This window comes from Acinetobacter terrae, assembly GCF_013004375.1.
Classification (GTDB): domain Bacteria; phylum Pseudomonadota; class Gammaproteobacteria; order Pseudomonadales; family Moraxellaceae; genus Acinetobacter; species Acinetobacter terrae.
In genome coordinates, this window is the sequence record NZ_JABERI010000040.1 from 132,438 (window position 1) to 155,243 (window position 22,806).

Genomic DNA, 22,806 nt, shown 5'->3' on the forward strand with positions numbered 1-22,806 from the left:
AGTTTATGCTTGATGGAAGTTTTATCAATGCTGCTTTGGCACTATATAACAAATTAATGCACAATATTGAAGCAATTACCAAACTACTCTACAAGATGATGCTGAAAGTAGGCATCAAAACGACAAGCATCTCCTTGCCATTGATGATTGGGTTCCTGGTCAGCCAAATATACGGCTAAACGGGGACGTTTTACTACAACTCGTTTTGCTACTTTTTGTGCCAAAATCAATAAATTATCACCCAGATCCATTTCACCATCTTCGGGCAACAGCATATGCAACAATTGCATCTGCTTTTTGACTTGGGCCTGCTTTTTAATGGCTTGCTGGTTTTGATCACGTTGTGGAAACATCGGATCCAGATAGACGACATCCACCACAGCATTTTTTTCAGCCTGATAAATTAAATAGTCGGCAGAATCGGAAAAAACAAGATCAATCCGGGCAACCACCGAACTTAAAAACGGATCGCTTTCAGCATTGCTTTTGGTATCTTCAAGCAAGGTAAATAAAATCGGATGTCGCTCAACCAAGGTGACATTAGCGCCCAAATGCGCCATCAACAAACTGTCATGCCCCAGACCAGCAGTCGCATCGATCAAGCTGGGCTTTTCACCGAGATTACAGGCTCGTGCAATCATTTCAGATTTTAATGATGATCTTTTTAAACGTGGAACTTCCGCTTTCCAGTCTGGTTGCATCTTCATGCCATTGGCACACAGCCAAAGTCCGGACTCATCTACACATAAAGCCAGCTCTGGATGAAAACGCAAAAATCGGGCATTGAGCTTTTCAATGATTTCAAGATTTACCTTCACTCCACGAGAAGAAAGCACAGCAGAATACTGCTGTGCTTTCTGTTGAAATTCTTGTTCTACAAATAAGCGGATGTCGCTTACCATAATTTCCAGCCTGTAAATGCAAAGAGTAAGATTAAAAGACCCGAGGCAATACGATACCAAGCAAAGACCATAAAATCACGTTTTGCGACATAGGCAACCAATACTCGAATTAGAATCAAAGCCGAAACAAATGAAATAAGAATCCCTGCTGCAAGGACAGTCCAATCTTCAGTACTTTGGAATACATGATAGCTCTGATAAAGATCTAAAAGACCTGCACCAATAATCACTGGTATCCCGAGGAAGAAAGAAAATTCAGTGGCCGCTTTACGTGATATCCCCAAGAACATTGCACCAATAATGGTTGCACCAGAACGTGAGGTTCCCGGAATTAACGACAGCACTTGGATTAAACCAATCCACATTGCTTCTTTATAGCTGATATTCTCGACTTCTTCGGCATTCACTTTAGGTGGATTTTTTTCAATCCAGATAATAATGAAACCACCCACGATCAAGCCAATCGCAACCGCAATATCATTAAATAACAATTCTTTGACTGCTTGTCCAAAAGTGAGACCAATCAGTACGATTGGAATCGAAGCCATGATCAGGCTAAAACCCAAACGGCGACCTTTGGGTTCACCGGTAAACATACCGGTTGCTGCACCCCACAGACGCGCCCAGTATTCATAAATCACTGCTGCAATCGCCCCCATTTGAATGGCAATGACGAATACATCACTTTTTTCTTTGGTCCAGAAATTCATTAATTCGGAAGCGAGAATTAAATGTCCGGTACTTGAAATAGGTAGAAATTCGGTAATACCTTCAACAATACCCATAATTGCCGCTTTCAGCAGCAGTAAAAGATCCATACAAAATCCTGATTATGATTTGCCTTGTTCTGGAATTTTTTTCCAAGCGTTATCACGTAAATATACAGGTAATGCCTGTTCAGCACTGACCCATTTTTTTTGCTCGACATCTGCGCGCGCAATGGTAGCAATATCTTGCGCAGTCGCACTTAAGTCTTTGTATTGTATTTGTTCAGGCTTAAGTAAAGCTGAACCGGAACCTACAAGTTCAAATTTAACGACTTGGCTGGCATCATCGTAATTTAACAGTTGCTCTTCATCCACAGCCTGCATAATGCCCTGTGAATCCAGCTCAAAACTCGCAATATAAACTTCTTTCATCCGTGCATCGAGTACCGCTGTCACGGCGGTTAAACCTGCAACACGATATGCTGTCTGAGCCAAAGCTTGTAAGCTTGAAACAGGAACAACAGGAAGATCATTTGCCCACGCCAAGGCTTGAGTCACCGCTGCATTAATCCGTACGCCACTAAAAGAACCGGGTCCACGGCTAAATGCGATTGCAGTTAATTCAGATGCAGATAGACCAAGCTGTGTAAATGCCTGCTCAATCATCGGGAGAATTGTTTGCGTTTGTGCTTTTGCTCGCGCATCTAATTGGAAAAATAATTCTTGGGTTTCATCTACAATAGAGACGGAACACTGCTCATTGGCAGTTTCCAATGCCAGCAATTTCATGCACAACCTTAATTAATTTAAATGTAAAAAACGACGCATATGATACTCCACTCATTCGCACTAGGCGAGATTTTCCATCTGCGGAATACAAAAAACCCAAGCGCTTGCTTGGCTGAATAAGATCATCAAATTACAGTTCAACAGCTTCCAAGTTCTGAAAATGCTTAAAATGTTCTGCGTAGTGCATGGCACTCATTTTTAACTTAATTTCAGCAGCCCCATCTAAAGTTTTCACTATTTTCCCGGGTGAACCCATCACCACAGAATTATCTGGAATGATCTTCCCTTCAGGAATTAACGCATTCGCCCCGATGATGCAATTTTTACCAATCACCGCATGGTTTAAAATGACCGAGTTAATGCCAATTAAAGTGTTATCCCCAACGGTGCAACCATGCAACATCGCCTGATGCCCAATCGTGACATAACTGCCAATCTGCATCTCGATTCCAGCATCGGTATGTAAAACTGCATTTTCCTGAATGTTGCTAAAATCCCCAATTTTGATTTTGCTGTTATCGCCCCGGATCACTGCACCAAACCAGACACTGACCTGTTTCCCCATTTCAACTTGACCAATCACTGTCGCATTTTCCGCTACCCAGCCATCCCAAGGTTGGTGTGTTGCTTGAGGTGCATATCCATTAAATTTGTACATCATGTGGTGATATTCCTTTATTTATTACGTTTAATCTTATTCATATGAAAGGCTGGAGAATTTAATAAAAATGGCCATTCCTTTTGATAATCCAAACCATACTGAAACAGTGAAACCAGCATCCGTGCAGTTAAGCCCCAAACGATTTCGTTTTCCACACGCATACTGGGAAAATATAAAGACTGGTGTGCATAACGCACTTCATAAGGAATGGGTGGTGCCTTCATTAGACTACTGAGGGATGCAAAGAAAATACGATCAATTTCGCTCGGTTGAGCAATCAATTTGACTTCGGCTGGAATCAACCCAACGACAGGTTTCACCAACATACCACTGCGTGCTTTTTGCATGGGTAAATCACCCATTAATTGCACATCAAATGGATTTAATGCCGTCTCTTCATAAGCTTCACGTAATGCAACCACGATATTACTGGTATCTTGTGGGTCTCTTTTCCCGCCTGGAAATGAAACCTCTCCAGCATGATTGTTTAAATATAAAGAACGTCGAGTAAGCAGAACTTTTGGATCAGATTCATCTGTAATCGCGATTAATACAGCAGCGTGTGCCGGTTTGACCCGTGTGGAAAAACGTAATCTTTGCTGTAACGATTGTATTAATGAATGGTCATCCATACCTCTACTCTCCCATCATTTCTTCTTGGTTTCATCATAGCTGAATTTTTATTCTAAAAGATAGAAATGATGCCAAAGTTCAATTTTTCAGTTATGCTGATCACACCTTTATCATTGACGATGAATATGAATTTCTGTGTAATTTGTGGACATAAAACAACGGAAAAAATCCCACTCGGCGACCATCAATTACGTCGTGTTTGTACAGATTGTGGCAATATTCATTACATCAATCCTAAAGTCATTTGCGGGGCACTGGTAATCTGGGAAAATAAAGTTCTAATGTGCCGCCGTGCCATTGAACCTCGTTATGGTTTATGGACACTTCCAGCCGGCTATATGGAATTATTTGAGACCATGGAGCAAGGTGCAGCACGTGAAACCCGTGAAGAAGCCGAAGCTGAAGTCGAGATTGAACAACTCTACTGTATGTACAATATTCCACGGATCGGACAAATTTATGTGTTGTTCAAAGCCAATTTAGTCGATGGTCAATTTGGCTCGGGTGAAGAAACTATTGAAAGCCGCTTATTTAGCGAAGATGAGATTCCTTGGTCGGAACTGGCCTTCCCAAGTGTAGAACGCACCTTAAGACATTATTTTGAAGACCGCAAAACCAATCAATTTGACATGCATTTAGAAACCTTAGGTTCACGCCTTGACCATACCGGTTAATCGATAAAATAAAAAATATAGAGCATAAAAAAGCCCATCATCTGATGGGCTTTTTTATATCGCCATTATTTGGTTTTCACTTCATAACATGGCGCAAGATTAAATTGGATGCTACCACCAGTGAATTTTGCCCACTTTTTCGCATCTTCGTCGGCTGGATCAACCGCGCTATAAATGCTTTGGAAGCTGGCAAAACTGTTTGCCCATTTTACATCACTATCCGCTGAATCTTTAAAAGGCACGTCATCCGGAGCCGGTTTACCACCTGACCTCATCGCCAATAAGCGATTTAAGTTTAGTAATGCACCACCAATCACAATAGAATCACCCGAATTTGGAGAGGTCTGAATACTCGAGTTCATACCAATAAGCGCACCATCTAGGCTTTGGAACACTTTGTCGGCCAAGATCATACGAATTGAGATTTTATTGCCATCAGTGCCAGAGCTAGTAAATGCACGACCCGTGGTTCCAATGCGGTACTGTTGCACATTGTTGTCATCAATCATGCTACTACCCAGTACATCCGCACCACTACAACCATTTGTGCCTGTCGACATATCGATAATTGTACTAGAAGAATCTGGAGCCGTAGGAGGCTTGTCTTTCATATTAGTCCGAATATCGCCATTACGGTCAATCACAATACCCAGTTTCACGGTATTGACCGAGGTATCGGTAAATTTAAAGGTCAAGTCTGCATACAGTGGGAAGATATACGCCCCCCTACTGACATTATTTTCCGATTTGAACACTTTGCTGTCTAAATAGGTGATTGGATAAATTTTATAAAGGTCGAGGGTGCCCTTAAAGCTTTCACTGTTGATCTGTTGTTGCCATAGACCGTAATTTTTCTTGTCTTCTTCGTTGACTTCTTTTTTACCTGTAAGCAGTTTATAAAAACGCTCTTTACCTGCAATCATATAGTCATTGAACAATTTACCCTGTGTCACGATCAGTGGCTGTGAATTGATATCAGCCACATTAAATTGGAAACCCGGTTGCGTGGTTAAATCCGGATTGTTGTTAATCGCTTTGGTAATTGGATTAATCCAGCTGTCTTGTGGCAGTGCCGTCATTTGTACAGGTTTCACTTTACGGATCAATTGTGCATTTACACCGCCAATACTGGTCACATCGGTCTCAGCTTTACCACGCCATTGTAAACCACTACCAAAGGTTTTGCCTTGACGATCTGTCATCACAATAAAGTGTCCCAATAAATGCGTTGCTGATTTATCTTCAGCCTTGCATTCTTCCTTATTACAACCCACCAAACCTTCCGTACCACTTAAGGCACTACCCAGGACTTCCTTACTAGAAAATAGTGAAAATTCAGGCTGATACACTGCTGCAGTCGTGATACGCATCAATTGAGTAATGACATCAAAAGCATCGGCATTAGAGACTTTAGAAATATCCACCCAAGGTTTGACTGCATCGGTAAAATCTTTATCTGACAAGCCTTTAAATTGCTCTGTCGTGATTAATGAGGTGATTTGCTCTAATTTTTTACGGTCTGCATCACTAATACTGATCGGCTGAATATCACGTGCATTGACAATTTGCCGACTTTGCAAGCCCACTGCTTGAATCAAACGTACCAAACGAATGGCTACTTTAACCGTTGCATCATCAGGTGATAATTTTTGTGCAGCTCTGCCTTGAATTCCTGCTGCAATATCCAATAGGGTTAAACGCGGTAATTGCGCTACGCTGACATGGGCAATATTACGCAGCGGCATTTTGCCTAATTCAATTTTCTTGTCTTTTTCACCGCGTAAAAAGAAAGTAATTTCATCGGTATCCTTACATGCACCTGTTGCCGCGCCACCATTTGGATCAAACAGTATAGTAAAGCGGTTCTTGGTATCACTACTACAAGTGAAATTTAACCCGTTTAATGGATAATCCAAGGCAAATTCAACACAGCCTGTTGTCCTCGTTTTACATGAACCGTTGGCCGTACTTTCATCATACACTTCAGGGGTCACGTTGGCACTTTCTCCACCACAGCCACTTAAAGCCATAACCAATGCAGTTGCTGCAAAAGGTAATTTATATTTATTTATGTTCATCCTGACTCTCTTTTATTCTATCCCTAACGGATTGCAACGAGTTTAACTTGCCCGTGATTGGTTAACGCACGATCTTCAACATCGATGGCTGAAGCCAACGGTGTCAGCAATATATATTTGCTGTTTGCCGGTACATGCAGTACCCCTTCTATTTTTTCGTGCTGAATGAGGGTAGATGCCCCCTCTTGATTTTTATATCCACCGGCACCTTCTAAGACACAACCTTTTGCATCTAAAAACACCACAAAAGGCCAGTAAAAGGTCGGGTTATTCTGCCGGGATGCATACGAATTCAGCTGAATATTTTGCACAGATGGATTCAGTGCAGCAACTTCAAAATCAAACTCATCATTCAGCGGTGCACGTGGCCAGAAGTTGACCTCTTTATTTAAATCAAGTTTTTTGACTTTTTTCAGTTTTTTTTCAGAAAAACATTGTTGCCCCAAACCATCAATCGCATCTGCTTGTGAAATGCGGTAATAAGTCTTTGCCAAGGTAATCGGACCGGTATCTTGCATGACATTACGTTTAAACAGGGATTGCATCGTGGATTTACCCACACCTTTTTCACGTTCAACGGTTTGCAGACGCGTCGCACCATGTTTAAGATCAATGATGCCTTCAGGCATGGTGTAAAAACGCTTTTTGCCTTCTAAGTTAAATTCTTTATCTTCTAAATATTCGTTTTTGACATATTGCTGTCCATCAATATCCACAAAAGCGGTATTTTCTGTGTTTTCCTGAATAATCAAGGGTTTTACTTCTAAGACTTTTTGTGAAATTACAGTTTGCGATTGAAGCACCGGTTGGTTTTCAGTAGCAATGGGTTGGCGATTAACTGGAGAAATTTGCGTTGATTGTAGCTGCATTTTTTCTGCAACCTGAAGCTTCACAGCACTTTTGGTCTGTGGTTCTATAGTTTTCACTGTGTCAAGATCAGTCTGAGCACTCGATTCAACTTTACTAGTTTTAACTGATTTTTCAGGTGCAGCAACTGTTATCTGAGCAATAGGACTCTGCACAGAACGTGTTACAGCTGACGCTTTTTGCTCATGAGCAGGCGCTACAGGTAGACTCTGCTGTTGTACAATAACGGGTTTTGGATTCGTTTTTTCAGCAGCTACTTTTGGCGGTTCACGTTGAATGATCATTGGACGACCATCAGGGCCAATAATAGTATGAAACTCTCCTGCATATGACCACGATACTTGCGCTAAACTTAGCATCAGTATCGTTTTCATCATTAAATTTCCTTTCATTCTTTTCCTTTGTTTACCAACGTGTTCTATAGTTCAATCCTAGAATGGTTATTTTTGTATTGGTTTTCACATTCAGGCCCGCGTATGGGTTAAGCAGTAAGTTATTTACGCCTGTTTGGTTGGCTAAACTACTGGTATTGGCTGGAATATTGTCTCTACTCCGTAAGAAACCAATGGATAAATCTAAGTCCGTATCCGCATCCCAACGATAGCCCACGCCCATACCAAACAATTGTGCATTGTTGATTGGGATCATGGTATTCCGTTTCCCATCTGGAATGGCACTTGAACGTGGTTCATAACCCGCTCGTAGTTTTAAACGATCGGTTGCTGAATATTCCATACCAATACCGAAGCTCCACGGTGAAGTAAAACCAAGCGGTAAGGATAACGAGCTATCGCTAACATTTTCAGAAAGTAATTTTGCAACTTTTAAAGCTGAAATTTGTCGGTCAAACTCAAACGTAAATTTGTCCCATGCGCTATAGTCCGTCCAGCCTACATCAAAATTTACCTGTAGATCTGGTATGACTTTGTATTTAATCCCGGCTTGAAAATGCGCAGGATATTCAAAGTCCATGGACACTAGACCGGATTCACTGGATGGAATGTAGTTCGGGAAGCCTAAAATAGCTGCAAGAATTTGTCCGGTTGGCGATGACATCAAGCCTTTAATTAATTCTTGTGGTGCTTTGGCATTATCAATATGGTATTTCCCTTTTAAGCGCATTTTTGCTGCACTTTGATAGACCATACCGAAACTAAAGTCATCCGTTGGCTCCCACAGTACCCCCAAGTTAAAACTTGGACTTAAGGATTGCTCAACCGCCAATTGCATCTGACCGAATTTACCGAATGGGTTCATTCCTTCTTCGGCATTACACATCCCAAGTAATAGAATGTCGGTAATAATGTCTGAATTTTCTTTAAATGGCGTACAAACGACTTCATCGATCATTCGTAACATACCAATCAGTTCATTGGGGAAGCGTAAATCGGTTTTGAGGCCCATGGCTTGGTAAGACATACCAATACCACCACCAATCGAAAGTTCGTCATTGACCTGGTAACCCACGGATGGAGATAAATAGGTAATCCGTTCTAAGGCAACCTGTTGGCCCATGTAGTTACCCGGATTACCATTTTCAGCACCAAAACCCGCAACCAGTGGCGCATACACTGCCGTCGCATAAGTTGCTTTAGAACCCGGTGGGTTATAGGCAATCCCCATAGTAGGTGCGACCAATGGCATGCCTTCACCTAAATCCACCATCTTTTTCAAAATAGGAACATAAAGACTCGGATATTCAACATCACCACTAACTTTATCTTTAAAATCAGTACAAATATCAGATGCAACTTCTGGTCCATCATTACAGACCATTGGATCGTCCGAATAACCAAACACGTTATAGCCTGGTGGTACGCTAAATTCACGTTGAATGTCAAAGTTGGCAACAATAAATTGTTGCTCAGTTTGCAGACCTTCAATTTTGGTTAAACCCGCAGGATTAAAGTGAACAGCGTTTACCCCTGGTGGATCTGCGGTAACTGCATTACCCATACTCAAGGAACGTAAATCTACAGAAAGGTTGGTGCCTAACTGTGCAAATGTAGCACTTGAACAGCCCGTTAAGAGAATGGCGCTAACGAGCGGTCTGAGTCGAATTTTATACATACGACCGCCCTCTTAGCGAATTTTCTTACCAAAGCCTAAAATATCAAGTGGGAATGACAAACCCAATGAAACATCTGGCGCATCTTCCGTCAAACCAAAGCCTACCGTACCGTTCACAATCGTCTCTGGAGATACACGCACCCCAAGAGAAATCGCTAAAGTTGAACTGGTTTGATCGGCTGGTGAATAGGATTCACCGCTGCTGTAGGTAAATTCAGAGCCGGTATTAAAGCTTTGTTGATACGATATGGTCATCGATACGTCATAGTTAAATGAGTATGCGAAACCGAAAGAGAAACCGCCACTAATGCCCGGTTCAAACTCATCAATGACACGGCTACCACGGCGTTGATTTAAGTCAGTTTCTTTAAAGCCATAGTTTGCAGAAACTGAAGCGAACAACACCACTGGGTCGATATATTTACGTGTACTTGCGCCAATACCAGCAGAATAATACCCTTTACCTGTGGCTAAGTCGGTCGCAGAGTTGACTTCGTATGGACTGTCACCGCTTTTTGTCGATAAATTACCGAATAAAATCAGTGGCAAACGACCCGCTTGTAATGGAAATGGCTCCCAACGTGCCCCCAAAGAAATATCACCCAAACCTGCGGTAGAGGTATCCTTTAATAAGTCTGTTTTTGCTACCAATGGCAATGAAGCAGTAAAGGTTAAATTATCTAAAATACCGTACTGTGCAGTAAAAGTATTAGTAATTGAGTGTGTTGCATTTTCTTGAACACGCAGTTGGTATAGCTGGCCCGATGCCATTTCCATATCAAGTTGTGTATCACGATAATAGGTATAGTCAATATCATAATAAGATGAGATATCACCCTTTTTGATTAATGAATATTGTCTTTCATTTGATGTGAAAACTTCTTGTAAGTTAGCTTCTTTACTGACGTCGCCTTCTTGCTGTTGTAAGGCTGAAGATGCTTGCGATTTTTCATCTACGGGTGATGTTTCTACTATAGGCTTCGCATCTACAGACTGTGCCGACACTGCTTTAACTTGTGTTTCCTGCTCATCTACAGGCTCATACTCGCCCAATGATAGCTCTTCTGCAGCATTATTCCCTCCTACTGAGTTAACATCTGCAGACGGTGATGATGTTGATTCAACCTCTTCTTGCTGATCTACAACTTCATACTCCCCCAATCCTGGCTGCTCTTCAGCTGCATAAGCTGCACCCATCAGCATTTGAATACTGATCGCTAATAGGGTTTTGTTCATCCATTTACTGTTCATATTCCATCCCACCAGTTTTTTATTTTTTTAAGCTCAATCTTTCTTAAACGCTATTTATTTTTATAATAAAGACGCAAGAAATTATAATTTAAGTCCCCATAAGAATCTGATTCTTCATTCATATTTTTATCAAGTCGAATCGTGGATGCTTTGTCGGCAATTTTGTCCATATAAAATTGCGGGTATTGCATATTCACCAAGGCATAACGATTCACGGTTGCATCTTCTACATGACGCATATCCGAATCTTGTAAAGCTAATAAATTTTTACGTTTTTCTGGCGCAACATTAATTAAGAATAAGGTGTTATTTTCCCAAATTTCTTTAAAACGTACTTCGTCGAAACTAATATTCCCCAGTGCAGGGTCTGCGACATAGACTCGGCCATTTTTATACGCTTTAAATACGACAAAATGTTTAAAGCCAGCATAGGAAATCGGTACAATGGCAGGTTGCCCTTGCTTTACCAAATCACTAAATTCTCCGCGATACCCCCCACTTTCAAAGCCAATCGCGCTAACAAAACGTTTCATGTCCAGCAGTGAAAAGCTACGGCGTTCGACAATCTTGTCTGTCTCACCAAATTTCATCAGACCATCCATAACCTGCTGTTCGGTTAAAGTCGCATTGAGATTGGTATAGCCATTTAAGAGGGTCGTTAACGCAGCAGAACCACAACTATAGTCATAGGCTTGGTGAACAATGCCACGAAATTGATCGATGATTGCTGGCTTAACCTGTACGGTTTCACGGTGCATGCGGGTGAAAGAATCATTACGAGAGTCTAAAGTCTCGGTATAGTACACAGCCTCAGCTGGTTTTTTCTTTATATCAAAAGCTTCTGTGGCAAAGTAATACATCAATGCCGAGCCTAATGCGATCTCTAACATATTATCTAACTTTTCTAGTTATCGGCATGACGTGCCATTTTTCATTATTTTAGAGTAGAAACTCTACTTCCCTGTTTTAGCAAGATACCTTTTTTTTGAAAAAAAAACAGTATTTTTTTTATTTTTTGCAAAATTTTACGATATTTATGTAAAAAAAAGCGCGTGTAAACACGCGCTTTTTAACACGGAAACTTAGTGACCGCGGATTGTAATAATCGCACCCGGAGTATAAACGCCACCTACCGCTGGAGAGCCATAATAAGTTTGCATGCCCTGAATTTCCATATCACCAATAGATGCAGCAGTTTTGCTACCCAAATGGATACCTTGGATGTAGTTATCGTGCGCACCGCTTGTGCTCACGATACGTACATAACCCTTATCAGCACCTTCTTCACCAAATACGCTGATGCTTTGGTTCAATACTAAGTTACGGCTATTCGCATCTGCCACTTGAATTTTGTCAAGGTGGATCACACCCGCTGCACGTGTTGCAGTTTTGGTTGAGTTATCCAAGATACCCAAATCTGTGATGGTTAAACCACCGACCATAGTTGCATTCAATTTAATCATTGCGCCTTGTGGTGCAGCACCCAATTGAATGTTTGCAGCCATTTGACCTGTTTTTACTGAAAGACCGGTTAAGATCGCGTTCTCTTGACCTGTACCACCGCGACGGATTGTTGCTGCATTTGCGGCAGGGGCATCACCAGAAGCAACCACCCCAATTTCACCGATATTGATGTCTAAACCAGATACTTGTGCGGCAATATTAATGAATGGATTGCCACCGTTTGCATCCGAGTCAATTTGCAAATCAGCTAAGTTACGTGAAGGCAGTAAGTAAGAACCAGCTGGACCAGTAGGGCTTGCATCATAGTTTGCACTAATCACGATACCGTGTGCTGTAGTAGCGCCACTACCATTCGCTTTGATATAGATCGCACCTGCTTCACCAGTACCACCTTTAGCAACTTCCAAACCGTCGTTATCGTGGATGAATAGTTTTTCAATTTCAATTTTTGAAATCCCAATCCCGATGCTTAAACCATCTTGACCTGTTGTAGCACCCAATGAAGCATCATCCATTGCTTGCATTGCCATCGCATTTGCACTAATTGCCAATGAAGAAACTAAAGCAAGTTTAGTAAATTTTTTCATTTCGTACTCTCCCAAGAGTATTATTTTTTTGATTGTCAACCACTCGATATTCCATGTTGTTTTTTGTTTTTGGACAACAATGGAGTCTTTCCTTGAGCAGCCTGTTTGCCCTACTAAAGTTATATGTGTGTCATTTTTTGTTCAACTGCTGTTGGTCGCAATCCATATGTTACCGACAAACGGTATTTACAGTTTTTATGCATAAATATTGTTATAGAATAGGTTATCTATGTATAGCCTTTTATAATTTAACATCGTATGAATAATCCGGTTATTTTTAAAAAACTGTTGACTGAACAATGGCTTAACACAGCTCAAATATTGTCTGCTTTATCGCACCTTACTCATTTGGTTTACTTAAAAAATGTAAACCAACCTGTGATCGCTTTTTTTGCATCTGAATACATGCTTAAACAAGGTCAAGTCACTGAAAATTTCATTCGTGTTTCACTGCATCAATATCAAAAAAAATCACAATCTATTCATTTCAATCATTTTTTCAAACAAAATATTCAAAACTATCATTCTGATTTTAACGGTGGATTAATTGGCTTTGTCAGTTATGACCATGCAGCACAACAACAAGTTTCGATTAAACAAAAAAATCAACCTGCCTTATTTTTGGGCATTTATCGCAGTTATCTCAAGCTCACTCCACAGGGTTGGACTTTTTTTAGTGATGAAGATGAGGCTGAAAGTATTTTTCAAGTTATTCAGGATGCAATACAACACAAAAAACATCCCTCTCTTTCACTCACTCAAACTTGTAGTGCGCGCTGGAATAAAAATGAATATGTGACTGCCTTTAAGAAAGTTCAAGACTATATTAAAGCCGGTGATTGCTATCAAATTAATCTGACTCAAGAATTTACAGCAAAAGCTCAAGGCACTATATTAGCGACGGCTGAAGAATTCTGGAAACTCACCGATGCCCCTTATTCAGGTTATTTAAAGATTGATGACTTTGAACTATTGAGCTGTTCACCTGAATTGTTTATTAATTTTGAAGCAAATCGAAAAATTGTCACTCGACCAATCAAAGGCACAATGCCCCGTTACGCTGATCCGAAACAAGATGAACAATCCAAACAAAACCTGATTCATTCTAAAAAGGATCAGGCTGAAAATGTCATGATTGTTGATTTACTACGCAATGATTTAAGTGTTTATGCGGAAACAGGTTCGGTTAAAACACCGCAACTTTTTGAAATTGAATCTTTTAATCAGGTTCATCACATGGTGAGCGAAGTCACTGCAACATTAAAGGAAGATATCAATCCATTTGATGTTTTAATGTCTGCACTACCCGGAGGTTCGATTACGGGTGCGCCAAAAATTCGCGCAATGCAAATTATTGATGAACTTGAAGGTGCTCCACGCGGGGCTTATTGCGGATCGATGGGCTATTTTAATTTTGATGGTACAGGTTCTTGGAATATCTTGATTCGTTCCATCCAAAAATATCAAGATGAAATATTTCTATGGGCAGGTGGTGGAATCACCATTGCCTCAGATTGTGATGCAGAATATCAGGAATGTTTTGATAAAGTTTCTGCCATGCTGGATTTACTCAATACATGGTATATACCTGAATAAAATAAACAAGCGAGTCCTGGGCAAGTTAAAGCATTACTTTAACGAAGCGCAAAACAGAAATACAAATCCCTCCCAACCTCCCTTTTCTCAAAGGGAGAAGTTTCCGCCTTTACTAAAGGAGGCTGGGAGGAATTCAAATCACGCCAAAATATCGCTTTTTAACGTATCAACAAGACGTTGATTTTGTTCATCTGTACCAATGGTAATACGTAGATACTGATTGATACGTGGTTTATTGAAATAGCGCACAATAATGCCATGTTCACGTAATTCAGCCGCTAATTCACCTGCATCTTTATTTGGCAACGATGCAAAAATAAAATTCGCTTTCGAAGGTAAAACTTTAAAACCGATAGCTTCTAAATCAGCAACCAACTTTTCACGACTATCAATGACTTTCTTGCATTGTGTTTCAAAGTAAGCTTGATCTTCAAATGAAGCTACTGCCGCAGCAATCGCAAAACGATCCATTGGATAAGAGTTAAAGCTATTTTTTACCGCTTCCAGCGCAGCAATAAGATGTGGTTGAGCAATGGCAAATCCTACTCGTAAACCTGCCAATGATCGTGACTTAGATGTTGTTTGACATACAACCAAATTTTCGTATTTTTCAACTAAACTCACTGCAGATTCCGCACCAAAATCAACATAAGCTTCATCAATCACCACGACTGAATCAGGATTTGATTGCAGTAGTTCTTCAATTGCAGACAAACCAAGTGCAATACTGGTTGGCGCATTTGGATTGGTAATAATGATGCCGCCATTGGCTTGTTTATAATCATCCACTACAATTTCAAAGTCATCATTGAGCGGTAAAATTTTGGTTTTTACCCCAAAAAATTGACTATAAACCGGATAAAAACTGTAGGTAATATCTGGATAAAGTAATGGCTGCTCTTGCACAAAGAATGCTTTAAAGATATGTGCCAGCACTTCATCTGAACCATTTCCAACAAAGACATTGCTTGCATCAACATTTTGTTGAGCGGCTATGGCTTGCTTTAATGCAGAAGCATCTGGATCTGGATATAAACGTAATACGTCTGCTGAATTTTCTAATACAGCTTGCACCGCTTCTACCACTTTTGGAGAGGGTGGATACGGATTTTCATTGGTATTAAGTTTCAATAAATTTTGAATTTTGGGTTGTTCACCTGGTACGTAGGGTTCTAATTCACGTACTTCAGGACTCCAAAAACGCATTTGTTGTGTTGTGATGGTAGACATTGTTTTTATCTCTTTAATGCACTCAACTTACTTCATGTAAGCCCTCTCCTTTTAGGAGAGGGTTTGGGAGAGGTCAAACTTAATCCCAAACCGAAATGAATATTAAATTCTTTGCCCTCTCCTAACCTTTCTTGCACTTTGCTTTAAAGCAATCCTTAAAGCTCGTTCAGAGAGGAACATTCATTACTGAATGGAGAGTTGTTCACTTTATATTATTGATAACGATATCTTGCTGATCTCGCATGAGCATCCAAGTTTTCTTGTTGCGCTAACACATCAGCTGTTTTCGCTAAAGTCTTCACACCTTCTTGTGAGCACATGATCAAGCTTGAACGCTTTTGAAAATCATAAACCCCTAGTGGTGATGAGAAACGCGCTGTGCCTGAGGTTGGCAATACGTGATTTGGACCCGCACAATAATCACCAATTGCTTCCGGGGTATAACGTCCCATGAAGATCGCACCTGCATGGCGAATATCTTCAGCCATTGCTTCAGCATCATCCAAGCAAAGCTCTAAATGTTCTGGTGCAACCTGATTAATTAAATCAATGGCTTCTTGACGATCTTTCACCAAAACTAAAGCGCCACGATTAGCAATAGATGTACGCGCAATTTCAGCTTTAGGCAATTCAGCTAGATGCTCTTCAATCGCTTGCTCAACTTCATTTAAAAGCTGTTCATCGGGTGTAATGAACACAGCTTGAGCCACAGTATCATGCTCAGCTTGAGACAATAGATCCATCGCAAGCCATTTCGCGTTATTTTCGCCTTCTGCATAAACCAGAATTTCAGAAGGACCTGCTATCATGTCGATACCAACCTGACCAAATACTGCACGTTTTGCCGCTGCAACAAAGCGATTCCCTGGACCTGTGATTTTATCTACGCCCGGAACAGTTTCAGTACCATATGCCAAAGCTGCAACCGCTTGTGCTCCACCAATGGTAAATACACGAGTCACACCTGCTAGGTACGCAGCAGCGAGTACCAATGGATTCAATTCACCATTGGGTGCAGGAACCACCATAATAATTTCAGCGACACCCGCAACATGAGCAGGTACAGCATTCATCAACACTGAAGATGGATAAGAAGCCAAGCCACCTGGCACATAAATCCCCACACGATCAAGCGGTGTAATTTTTTGACCGAGTGTATTGCCCAAAGCATCAACATAAGTCCAACCCTCTTGCTTTTGTGCTTGATGGAATTCACGAATTCGATTTGCAGCCAATTCCAAAGCTTCACGAACATCGTTATCCAAACCTTCAAAAGCCGCTTTGAGTTGTTCTTGAGTAAGTTCGAGATCTGAAAACTGATGCGCTGGATGTCGATCGAACTGTTGAGTGAGTTTAAGAACATGAGCATCACCATGCTGACGCACATCAGCAATGATTTGATCTACAGTTTTTAAAAGTTCAGGATCATTCACAGTCTCAAAAGCCAATAAATCAGCAAATGCTTGCTTAAAGCTTTGATCTTGGGTCGATAAACGTCGCATCAATTTACCCATAAGGTTTGAATTCGAAGGCTTTAGTTTACCTGTTTTCATGCGTTTTGTCGGTAGCAATAATATGGTATCAGTATCAGTTTTATTGAAATTAACTTTCGCTAAGATTGATGAAAACATTGAATGTTTGCAGTTTTCTCTCATGCATAAAAAAACCGCCACTGGGTGACGGTTTTTCAAATTTGCATGAGAGATGCTTATTTTTTGCTTTCGCGTTCTTCAACTGCTTTTTCAAGCTGTGCAAGAATCGGATTCAATAAAGTTTGCTTACGTTTGAAGCTGGCTTTATTCACAATCAAGCGAGAAGAAACTTTGCAAATTTCTTCAAGCGGCTCAAGACCATTGGCACGTAGTGTATTACCGGTATCAACGACGTCGACAATGTAATCACCCAAACCAACCAATGGTGCAAGTTCCATCGAACCGTAAAGTTTAATCACATCAACCTGTTCACCTAAGCTCGCATAATATTGACGGGTTAAGTTCACATATTTAGTCGCAATTTTTAAACGGCCTTTCGGACGCTCCATCCCGACTTTGCCGGCTGTCATTAATTTACAGTTGGCAATTTTTAAATCGAGTGGTTCATACACATTTTGTGCGCCATGTTCCATCAACACATCTTTACCTGCAACACCTAAATCAGCCGCCCCATTTTCTACATAAGTGGGAACATCCGAAGCACGTAAAATTAAAATACGTACCTGCTTATGCGTGGTTGGGAAAATCAACTTACGTGATTTATCTGGATCTTCCAGTAAGTTAATTCCTGCTGTTTCAAGCAATGGTAAAGTTTCTTTTAAGATACGCCCTTTGCTTAATGCTAAAGTTAAACCATGATCAAAATTGCCCATTACGTCAAAGTTTGGATCATCGTTTCTCATATCATTCATTAACTTACTCGCTTAATTTGGGCACCTAAACCCTGTAACTTCGCTTCAATATCTTCATAACCGCGGTCAATATGATAAATACGGTCAATCAATGTTTCCCCATCTGCAGCTAAAGCGGCAAGAACCAAAGAGAATGAAGCGCGTAAATCGGTTGCCATAACCGGTGCTGCAGAAAGTTTTTCTACACCCGTCACAACAGCATCATTACCTTCAACCTGAATATTTGCTCCCATACGAGAAAGCTCAGGCACATGCATAAAACGGTTTTCAAAAATCGTTTCAGAAATAGTAGCAAAACCACGACCAATAGCATTTACCGCCATGATCTGCGCTTGCATATCTGTAGGAAATTCTGGATGTGGCAAAGTCTGGAAGCTAACTGCTTTCGGACGTTTACCCATCATGTCGAGCTCAATCCAGTCATCACCACGGGTTACTTCCGCACCCATTTCTTCAAACTTGTCTAAAACAGATTCGAGTAATGATGGATCGGTATGTGTAGTTTTGATTTTACCGCCAGTGATGGCAGCAGCAGCCAAGTAAGAACCTGTTTCAATACGGTCAGCAACCACAGCATATTCACAGCCATGCAAGCTTTCAACACCCGTCACAACTAAGGTATCCGTATCCAGACCTTCAATTTTTGCACCCATTTTAATGAGCATTTGCGCAAGGTCAGTAATTTCTGGTTCACGCGCCGCATTACGGATAGTTGTCACACCATCAGCCAAAACTGCAGCCATGAGAATATTTTCAGTACCACCTACAGTCACCATGTCAAAGATGACTTCGCCACCTTTTAGACGACCATTAACCTTGGCATGCACATAACCATTTTCCACTTCAATTTCAGCACCCAAAGCCTCTAATGCTTTTAAATGTTGATCGACAGGACGTGAACCAATGGCACAACCACCCGGAAGCGATACTTGTGCACTACCATAGCGCGCAAGTAATGGACCAAGCACCAAAATTGAAGCACGCATGGTTTTTACGAGCTCATACGGTGCAAACTGATTGTTCAATGTAGAAGTATCAGCTGTAACCGTGTCGCCTTCATAAGACATTTGAATACCCAGACCGGCAATCAATTGCACGAGTGTATTCACGTCTTTAAGGTTTGGCACATTGGTTAATGTGGTCGGCGTATCAGCAAGAATCATCGCTGCAAGTAAAGGCAAGGCTGCATTTTTTGCACCAGAAATACGCACTTCACCTTCGAGCTTAACACCGCCCTGAATTAAAAATTTATCCATTTAGTTCTAAGCTCCGAATAAGCTTGCTTTACGCCATTCTTCTTTGGTCATTGCACGAATAGTTACCGCGTGTACTTCACCGCTGGCAATATATGAATTTAACGGAGCATAAACCGTTTGTTGACGTGCGACTGGACGCTTGCCTTCGAATTGCTCATCGACTATTCGAAGATCAAACTTACCGCCTTGCCCACTAACTGCAACTTCAGCCTCTGGAAAAGCAGCTTTTAAAATTTCAGTGAGCTGTTCACTATTCATCACAAAGACCTCTTATAGGACCAACGGTGTAAAAACCTGCCATTTTACTATAAATATGAAAAATAAATCATTAACGCATAACATTTTATACATAAAAAAAGAGGTCTTTAAAAAACCTCTTTTTGTTTAAAAATCAAACTATACAAGCAAAGGTGGATCTTCCATCTGCATTTTCCGATGTTTATGTAATTGTCTTTTTAACTTTTCTGTTAATTTTTTAATTGAAGTATACATATCATCTGCACTGGCTTGAGCAAACATCTCTATCCCGGGTAAACGAATAATGGCTTCAGCAATATGATTATCACTGCCTTTTTTAGAAAATTTATCTATTTGATGATCTTTTGAAAGTTTAACCTGCATACTGTTTACTTGATCTAAATTTTTTATCATTTGCGCAAATCTAAGGCGAATATTTTCTTCAATTGCAGGGGTAATCGTTAAATGGTGACCACGAATTGTTATTTGCATAGTTCTATCCCTCACCTTCTTTTAGGATTAGAAAAGAATAGCCAAGCCGACCTAATGACAGCAAAAATACAATCCTGCAAATTTAACATTAAATCATTTAGACTATTCCTTAAGTAAAAAGAGATTCATTATGTTGTCATAATGAATCTCTAGAATAGCCACACTTTAAAATTTAGATCAAGACTTTTCGTTCAGAAGATGACGGAATATGTAACGACTCTCGATATTTAGCAACAGTTCGACGGGCTACATCAATCCCATCTTCTTTTAATAAATTCGCAATGATATTGTCAGATAACGGTTTGCGCGGATTTTCTTCAGAAACCAACTTTTTAATTTTCGCTCGAATGGCAATAGAAGAGGCTTCCCCACCAGACGTTGTTGCCACATGACTTGAGAAGAAATATTTCAACTCAAATAAACCGCGTGGTGTGAGCATAAATTTATTGGTGGTTACACGCGATACCGTAGACTCATGCAACTCTACTTCTTCCGCAATATCACGTAGCACCAAAGGTCTCATTCCTTCTGCACCAATTTCTAAAAACATCTTTTGATGTTCAACAATACAGCTTGCAACTTTTAATAAAGTCTTATGCCGCTCATCTACACTTTTAATAAAATTTTTGGCATCCAGCATTTGATTGCGTAAATATTGATTATCAGTACTTTGATCAGCACGCTTAATCATATTGGCATAAAAAGAATTTATCCGTAATTTCGGCATAATATCGGGATTTAACTGCACCTGCCAACGGTCATTTTTTTTCATTACGACCACATCTGGAATTTGATAGTCCGAATCTTTTTCCTCAAACTCCATGCCGGGATAAGCTTTTAACGTTTTTAACAAATCAACTGCACACTTTAATTGATCTGGGTTCAAACCTGTTTGTTTAACCAGTTTCGGTAATTCATTGGAAATCAATAGCTCATAATGATTCAATAATGTTATTGCCTCACGACGATAGGCTGTTTGCTCAGCTAAACTTTCTAATTGCACCAATAAACATTCAGCCAAATTACGTGATGCCACGCCAGGAGGATCAAGATGCTGAATATGTTTTAAAACCGCAACCACTTCATCATCTTCGACTTCATCGTCGTAATCCATAGATTCCAATAAATGCTGAACGGTGATGGTTATTTCTGTAATTTCTGCATCCAAAAAGCCTTTTTCATCCAAAGAATCAACAATACAATGCGCAATCAGTTTATCAACTTGTGAAAAATGCAATAAATTAATCTGTTCAAGCATATGCTCTTTTAAGCCTAAATGACCTTGACGATTATCTTCACGTTCTTCATATTCAGGTGAACCTAGACTCGTTGGTTGATGCGTATAAACATCATCCCAATCGGTATCAACGGGTAAATCATCCGGCAAAGTATTGGCATTTAACTCATTGGTTAGATCTTTATTGTCACGTTCTTGTTCTTCCAAAGAAGATAGACTTTCAATATTCGACTGTTCTTCTATTTTTTCTAATAAAGGATTACTATCGAGTTGAATTTGAATTTCTTGCTCAAGCTCTAAACTTGATAATTGAAGCAAACGAATGGCCTGCTGCAACTGCGGTGTCAACGACAAGGAGTTCGCAACTCTTAATCCAACCGATAACTTCATTCTTAAAGTTCCTCATAATTCTGCGACTTATAAGCAATTTTTATGCCGCTTTTAAATTTTATAACACAGATAAATCAAAATTCATACAATCAACGAGCCTAATTTAATTTTTTATTTAGCTCAATTTTTCATAAATTTTAAATTAATTCATTTGTTTAATTATAAAAAAGATCAAATTTACTGATTTTTTATTTAAATTGAAAACTATGAAATATTTTAAAAATTTGAAATAAAGTTGTCAAACAATGTGTTTTTCTAATAAAAATAAGATGGAGTGAAGATAGTTCTATCTAATTTTCTAGTTATTTTTTGATTTTTATAGAATGCAAAAAATGAATGAATATATTTGCAGATTTAAGCTTTAAAAGTTTCAGGAAATTTTATTTTCCATCTTCAGGGATTAGGGAGATTGAATTGAATTAAATTTCACACTTGACACTAAATTCACCAAGGATCTAAATCTGATGAGATAAAAGCATATCCATTGTAAGCAATCCATATGTAAAAAGTTTAATAACGATTTGCTTGATTTCATATCCGCTGCAGAACCCATATAAAAATTAGAACAAGTCTGTTTTTTATCATTTTCCTCATATTCATTTATAAACCATATGGCTTGAATATTGTTCTTTTCAAGTTTTCTTTTTTTCTAATAATCTATCCAATTCTTGAAAGATAAATTCATTATCATAGACTCCAACCCTTTCGTTTAATAATACTAATATTCCAACACAATCATAATTATTCAGAGATTTTTTTGTTTGATAAATTTGCTTATCTGCTTTTGAATAAATATCTTTTAAATTTCCAGCACCATAACCACATATTTCATTCCTAAATCCCTGTAGATCACCATATTGTCTGATCAATTCTTCAATATGTATAGTTCCATAAAACTCTGGAAAACTTGGGTAGTTATCAGCATATGCGTTTATGCGCTCATTATCCTTTACATCTCTATCAGTCTCTAAAGGTTTAACTTCTAATATCCAATTTCTATCAAAAGCAAAATAATCTGCTTTTTGATCTTCGAATTTCACATCCTTAACTTCATCAATGGATTCATATTCTAAATCTGCAAATTCTTTAAACTTTTATTTTATTTCTTATCACTAATTAGAATAATTTAAATTCATCAAAAGAAATTTTCAAAATAAATATTCCGCGCATAAAAAAAATCCCCCTCTGCTTTATAGCGGAGGGGGATTTTTCGGAATAATGAGCTGGCGATGACTTACTCTCACATGGGTAACCCCACACTACCATCAGCGCAAAGAGGTT

The 22,806-nt window shown here is 39.7% G+C and carries 21 protein-coding genes; 2 read left to right on the forward strand and 19 right to left on the reverse strand.

What is annotated here, in order from left to right; genetic code table 11:
• Positions 1-83: 83 nt before the first annotated feature.
• The 5 genes from HLH14_RS14705 to HLH14_RS14725 all read right to left on the reverse strand — a co-directional run bounded on the left by HLH14_RS14705 (position 84) and on the right by HLH14_RS14725 (position 3,691).
• Complete coding sequence (locus tag HLH14_RS14705; protein WP_067726565.1) at positions 84-902, reverse strand: class I SAM-dependent methyltransferase; 819 nt, start codon at positions 900-902, stop codon at positions 84-86.
• Positions 896-1,720: an undecaprenyl-diphosphate phosphatase gene (locus HLH14_RS14710; protein ID WP_067726567.1), complete on the reverse strand. Its 825-nt coding sequence runs from the start codon at positions 1,718-1,720 to the stop codon at positions 896-898. The genes HLH14_RS14705 and HLH14_RS14710 overlap by 7 nt, the downstream gene beginning before the upstream one ends.
• A gap of 12 nt (positions 1,721-1,732) precedes the next feature.
• Entirely contained in the window at positions 1,733-2,398 is a 666-nt protein-coding gene (gene tsaB, locus HLH14_RS14715) for a tRNA (adenosine(37)-N6)-threonylcarbamoyltransferase complex dimerization subunit type 1 TsaB (RefSeq protein ID WP_067726569.1), read from the reverse strand.
• Positions 2,399-2,528: 130 nt separating this feature from the next.
• The gene (locus HLH14_RS14720) at positions 2,529-3,059 is read right to left on the reverse strand and encodes a gamma carbonic anhydrase family protein (protein WP_067726571.1); all 531 of its coding nucleotides are present in this window, start codon (positions 3,057-3,059) and stop codon (positions 2,529-2,531) included.
• Between the two features lie 14 nt (positions 3,060-3,073).
• Positions 3,074-3,691, reverse strand: coding sequence for an NUDIX hydrolase (locus HLH14_RS14725; RefSeq protein WP_067726573.1), 618 nt, complete (start codon positions 3,689-3,691; stop codon positions 3,074-3,076).
• A gap of 126 nt (positions 3,692-3,817) precedes the next feature.
• Between HLH14_RS14725 and HLH14_RS14730 the strand changes: the two genes are divergently transcribed.
• Complete coding sequence (locus HLH14_RS14730; RefSeq protein WP_165493739.1) at positions 3,818-4,366, forward strand: NUDIX hydrolase; 549 nt, start codon at positions 3,818-3,820, stop codon at positions 4,364-4,366.
• Between the two features lie 65 nt (positions 4,367-4,431).
• Here the strand turns inward: HLH14_RS14730 and filF are convergent, their stop codons facing one another.
• The 6 genes from filF to filA form a co-directional block, all read right to left on the reverse strand.
• Positions 4,432-6,444: a putative pilus system protein FilF gene (gene filF / locus HLH14_RS14735; RefSeq protein WP_067726577.1), complete on the reverse strand. Its 2,013-nt coding sequence runs from the start codon at positions 6,442-6,444 to the stop codon at positions 4,432-4,434.
• A 23-nt stretch (positions 6,445-6,467) separates the two neighbouring features.
• On the reverse strand, positions 6,468-7,688 hold the full coding sequence (gene filE / locus HLH14_RS14740; RefSeq protein ID WP_235940524.1) for a putative pilus assembly protein FilE: 1,221 nt from the start codon (positions 7,686-7,688) through the stop codon (positions 6,468-6,470).
• A gap of 28 nt (positions 7,689-7,716) precedes the next feature.
• Entirely contained in the window at positions 7,717-9,381 is a 1,665-nt protein-coding gene (gene filD / locus HLH14_RS14745) for a putative pilus system OmpP1/FadL family transporter FilD (protein WP_067726581.1), read from the reverse strand.
• 12 nt (positions 9,382-9,393) lie between these two features.
• Positions 9,394-10,632: a putative pilus system protein FilC gene (gene filC / locus HLH14_RS14750; RefSeq protein ID WP_067726583.1), complete on the reverse strand. Its 1,239-nt coding sequence runs from the start codon at positions 10,630-10,632 to the stop codon at positions 9,394-9,396.
• 50 nt (positions 10,633-10,682) lie between these two features.
• Entirely contained in the window at positions 10,683-11,522 is an 840-nt protein-coding gene (filB, locus tag HLH14_RS14755) for a putative pilus system C39 family peptidase FilB (protein ID WP_067726584.1), read from the reverse strand.
• Between the two features lie 192 nt (positions 11,523-11,714).
• On the reverse strand, positions 11,715-12,683 hold the full coding sequence (filA, locus tag HLH14_RS14760) for a putative pilus system protein FilA (protein ID WP_067726586.1): 969 nt from the start codon (positions 12,681-12,683) through the stop codon (positions 11,715-11,717).
• A gap of 258 nt (positions 12,684-12,941) precedes the next feature.
• Here filA and pabB point away from each other — a divergent pair, with 258 nt between their 5' ends.
• On the forward strand, positions 12,942-14,279 hold the full coding sequence (gene pabB / locus HLH14_RS14765; RefSeq protein WP_067726588.1) for an aminodeoxychorismate synthase component I: 1,338 nt from the start codon (positions 12,942-12,944) through the stop codon (positions 14,277-14,279).
• 138 nt (positions 14,280-14,417) lie between these two features.
• On the opposite strand, the gene hisC is transcribed toward pabB, so the two are convergent.
• The 8 genes from hisC to HLH14_RS14805 all read right to left on the reverse strand — a co-directional run bounded on the left by hisC (position 14,418) and on the right by HLH14_RS14805 (position 22,565).
• Positions 14,418-15,509 carry a histidinol-phosphate transaminase gene (hisC, locus tag HLH14_RS14770; RefSeq protein ID WP_067726590.1) on the reverse strand — a complete coding sequence of 364 codons (1,092 nt, stop codon included), beginning with the start codon at positions 15,507-15,509 and terminating at the stop codon, positions 14,418-14,420.
• A 212-nt stretch (positions 15,510-15,721) separates the two neighbouring features.
• On the reverse strand, positions 15,722-17,023 hold the full coding sequence (gene hisD / locus HLH14_RS14775) for a histidinol dehydrogenase (RefSeq protein ID WP_067726618.1): 1,302 nt from the start codon (positions 17,021-17,023) through the stop codon (positions 15,722-15,724).
• A gap of 194 nt (positions 17,024-17,217) precedes the next feature.
• A complete protein-coding gene (gene hisG / locus HLH14_RS14780) occupies positions 17,218-17,913 on the reverse strand; it encodes an ATP phosphoribosyltransferase (protein WP_067726592.1) in 696 nt (231 codons plus the stop codon).
• Positions 17,913-19,169 (reverse strand): UDP-N-acetylglucosamine 1-carboxyvinyltransferase, encoded by a 1,257-nt coding sequence (gene murA / locus HLH14_RS14785; protein WP_067726594.1) that lies wholly within the window; start codon positions 19,167-19,169, stop codon positions 17,913-17,915. Before murA ends, hisG begins: the two co-directional genes overlap by 1 nt.
• 6 nt (positions 19,170-19,175) lie before the next feature.
• Entirely contained in the window at positions 19,176-19,427 is a 252-nt protein-coding gene (ibaG, locus tag HLH14_RS14790; protein WP_004650949.1) for a BolA family iron metabolism protein IbaG, read from the reverse strand.
• Between the two features lie 138 nt (positions 19,428-19,565).
• Entirely contained in the window at positions 19,566-19,898 is a 333-nt protein-coding gene (hpf, locus tag HLH14_RS14795; protein WP_067726597.1) for a ribosome hibernation-promoting factor, HPF/YfiA family, read from the reverse strand.
• Between the two features lie 172 nt (positions 19,899-20,070).
• Entirely contained in the window at positions 20,071-21,525 is a 1,455-nt protein-coding gene (locus tag HLH14_RS14800; RefSeq protein WP_067726599.1) for an RNA polymerase factor sigma-54, read from the reverse strand.
• Positions 21,526-22,157: 632 nt separating this feature from the next.
• On the reverse strand, positions 22,158-22,565 hold the full coding sequence (locus tag HLH14_RS14805) for a hypothetical protein (RefSeq protein WP_131271020.1): 408 nt from the start codon (positions 22,563-22,565) through the stop codon (positions 22,158-22,160).
• Between the last annotated feature and the right edge of the window lie 241 nt (positions 22,566-22,806).

Coding starts and splice junctions, on each gene's coding strand:
- HLH14_RS14705 (WP_067726565.1), bottom strand. CDS start 902: ATGGTAAGCGACATCCGCTTATTTGTAGAACAAGAATTTCAACAGAAA.
- HLH14_RS14710 (WP_067726567.1), bottom strand. CDS start 1,720: ATGGATCTTTTACTGCTGCTGAAAGCGGCAATTATGGGTATTGTTGAA.
- tsaB (WP_067726569.1), bottom strand. CDS start 2,398: ATGAAATTGCTGGCATTGGAAACTGCCAATGAGCAGTGTTCCGTCTCT.
- HLH14_RS14720 (WP_067726571.1), bottom strand. CDS start 3,059: ATGATGTACAAATTTAATGGATATGCACCTCAAGCAACACACCAACCT.
- HLH14_RS14725 (WP_067726573.1), bottom strand. CDS start 3,691: ATGGATGACCATTCATTAATACAATCGTTACAGCAAAGATTACGTTTT.
- HLH14_RS14730 (WP_165493739.1), top strand. CDS start 3,818: ATGAATTTCTGTGTAATTTGTGGACATAAAACAACGGAAAAAATCCCA.
- filF (WP_067726577.1), bottom strand. CDS start 6,444: ATGAACATAAATAAATATAAATTACCTTTTGCAGCAACTGCATTGGTT.
- filE (WP_235940524.1), bottom strand. CDS start 7,688: ATGATGAAAACGATACTGATGCTAAGTTTAGCGCAAGTATCGTGGTCA.
- filD (WP_067726581.1), bottom strand. CDS start 9,381: ATGTATAAAATTCGACTCAGACCGCTCGTTAGCGCCATTCTCTTAACG.
- filC (WP_067726583.1), bottom strand. CDS start 10,632: ATGAACAGTAAATGGATGAACAAAACCCTATTAGCGATCAGTATTCAA.
- filB (WP_067726584.1), bottom strand. CDS start 11,522: ATGTTAGAGATCGCATTAGGCTCGGCATTGATGTATTACTTTGCCACA.
- filA (WP_067726586.1), bottom strand. CDS start 12,683: ATGAAAAAATTTACTAAACTTGCTTTAGTTTCTTCATTGGCAATTAGT.
- pabB (WP_067726588.1), top strand. CDS start 12,942: ATGAATAATCCGGTTATTTTTAAAAAACTGTTGACTGAACAATGGCTT.
- hisC (WP_067726590.1), bottom strand. CDS start 15,509: ATGTCTACCATCACAACACAACAAATGCGTTTTTGGAGTCCTGAAGTA.
- hisD (WP_067726618.1), bottom strand. CDS start 17,023: ATGGGTAAATTGATGCGACGTTTATCGACCCAAGATCAAAGCTTTAAG.
- hisG (WP_067726592.1), bottom strand. CDS start 17,913: ATGAATGATATGAGAAACGATGATCCAAACTTTGACGTAATGGGCAAT.
- murA (WP_067726594.1), bottom strand. CDS start 19,169: ATGGATAAATTTTTAATTCAGGGCGGTGTTAAGCTCGAAGGTGAAGTG.
- ibaG (WP_004650949.1), bottom strand. CDS start 19,427: ATGAATAGTGAACAGCTCACTGAAATTTTAAAAGCTGCTTTTCCAGAG.
- hpf (WP_067726597.1), bottom strand. CDS start 19,898: ATGCAAATAACAATTCGTGGTCACCATTTAACGATTACCCCTGCAATT.
- HLH14_RS14800 (WP_067726599.1), bottom strand. CDS start 21,525: ATGAAGTTATCGGTTGGATTAAGAGTTGCGAACTCCTTGTCGTTGACA.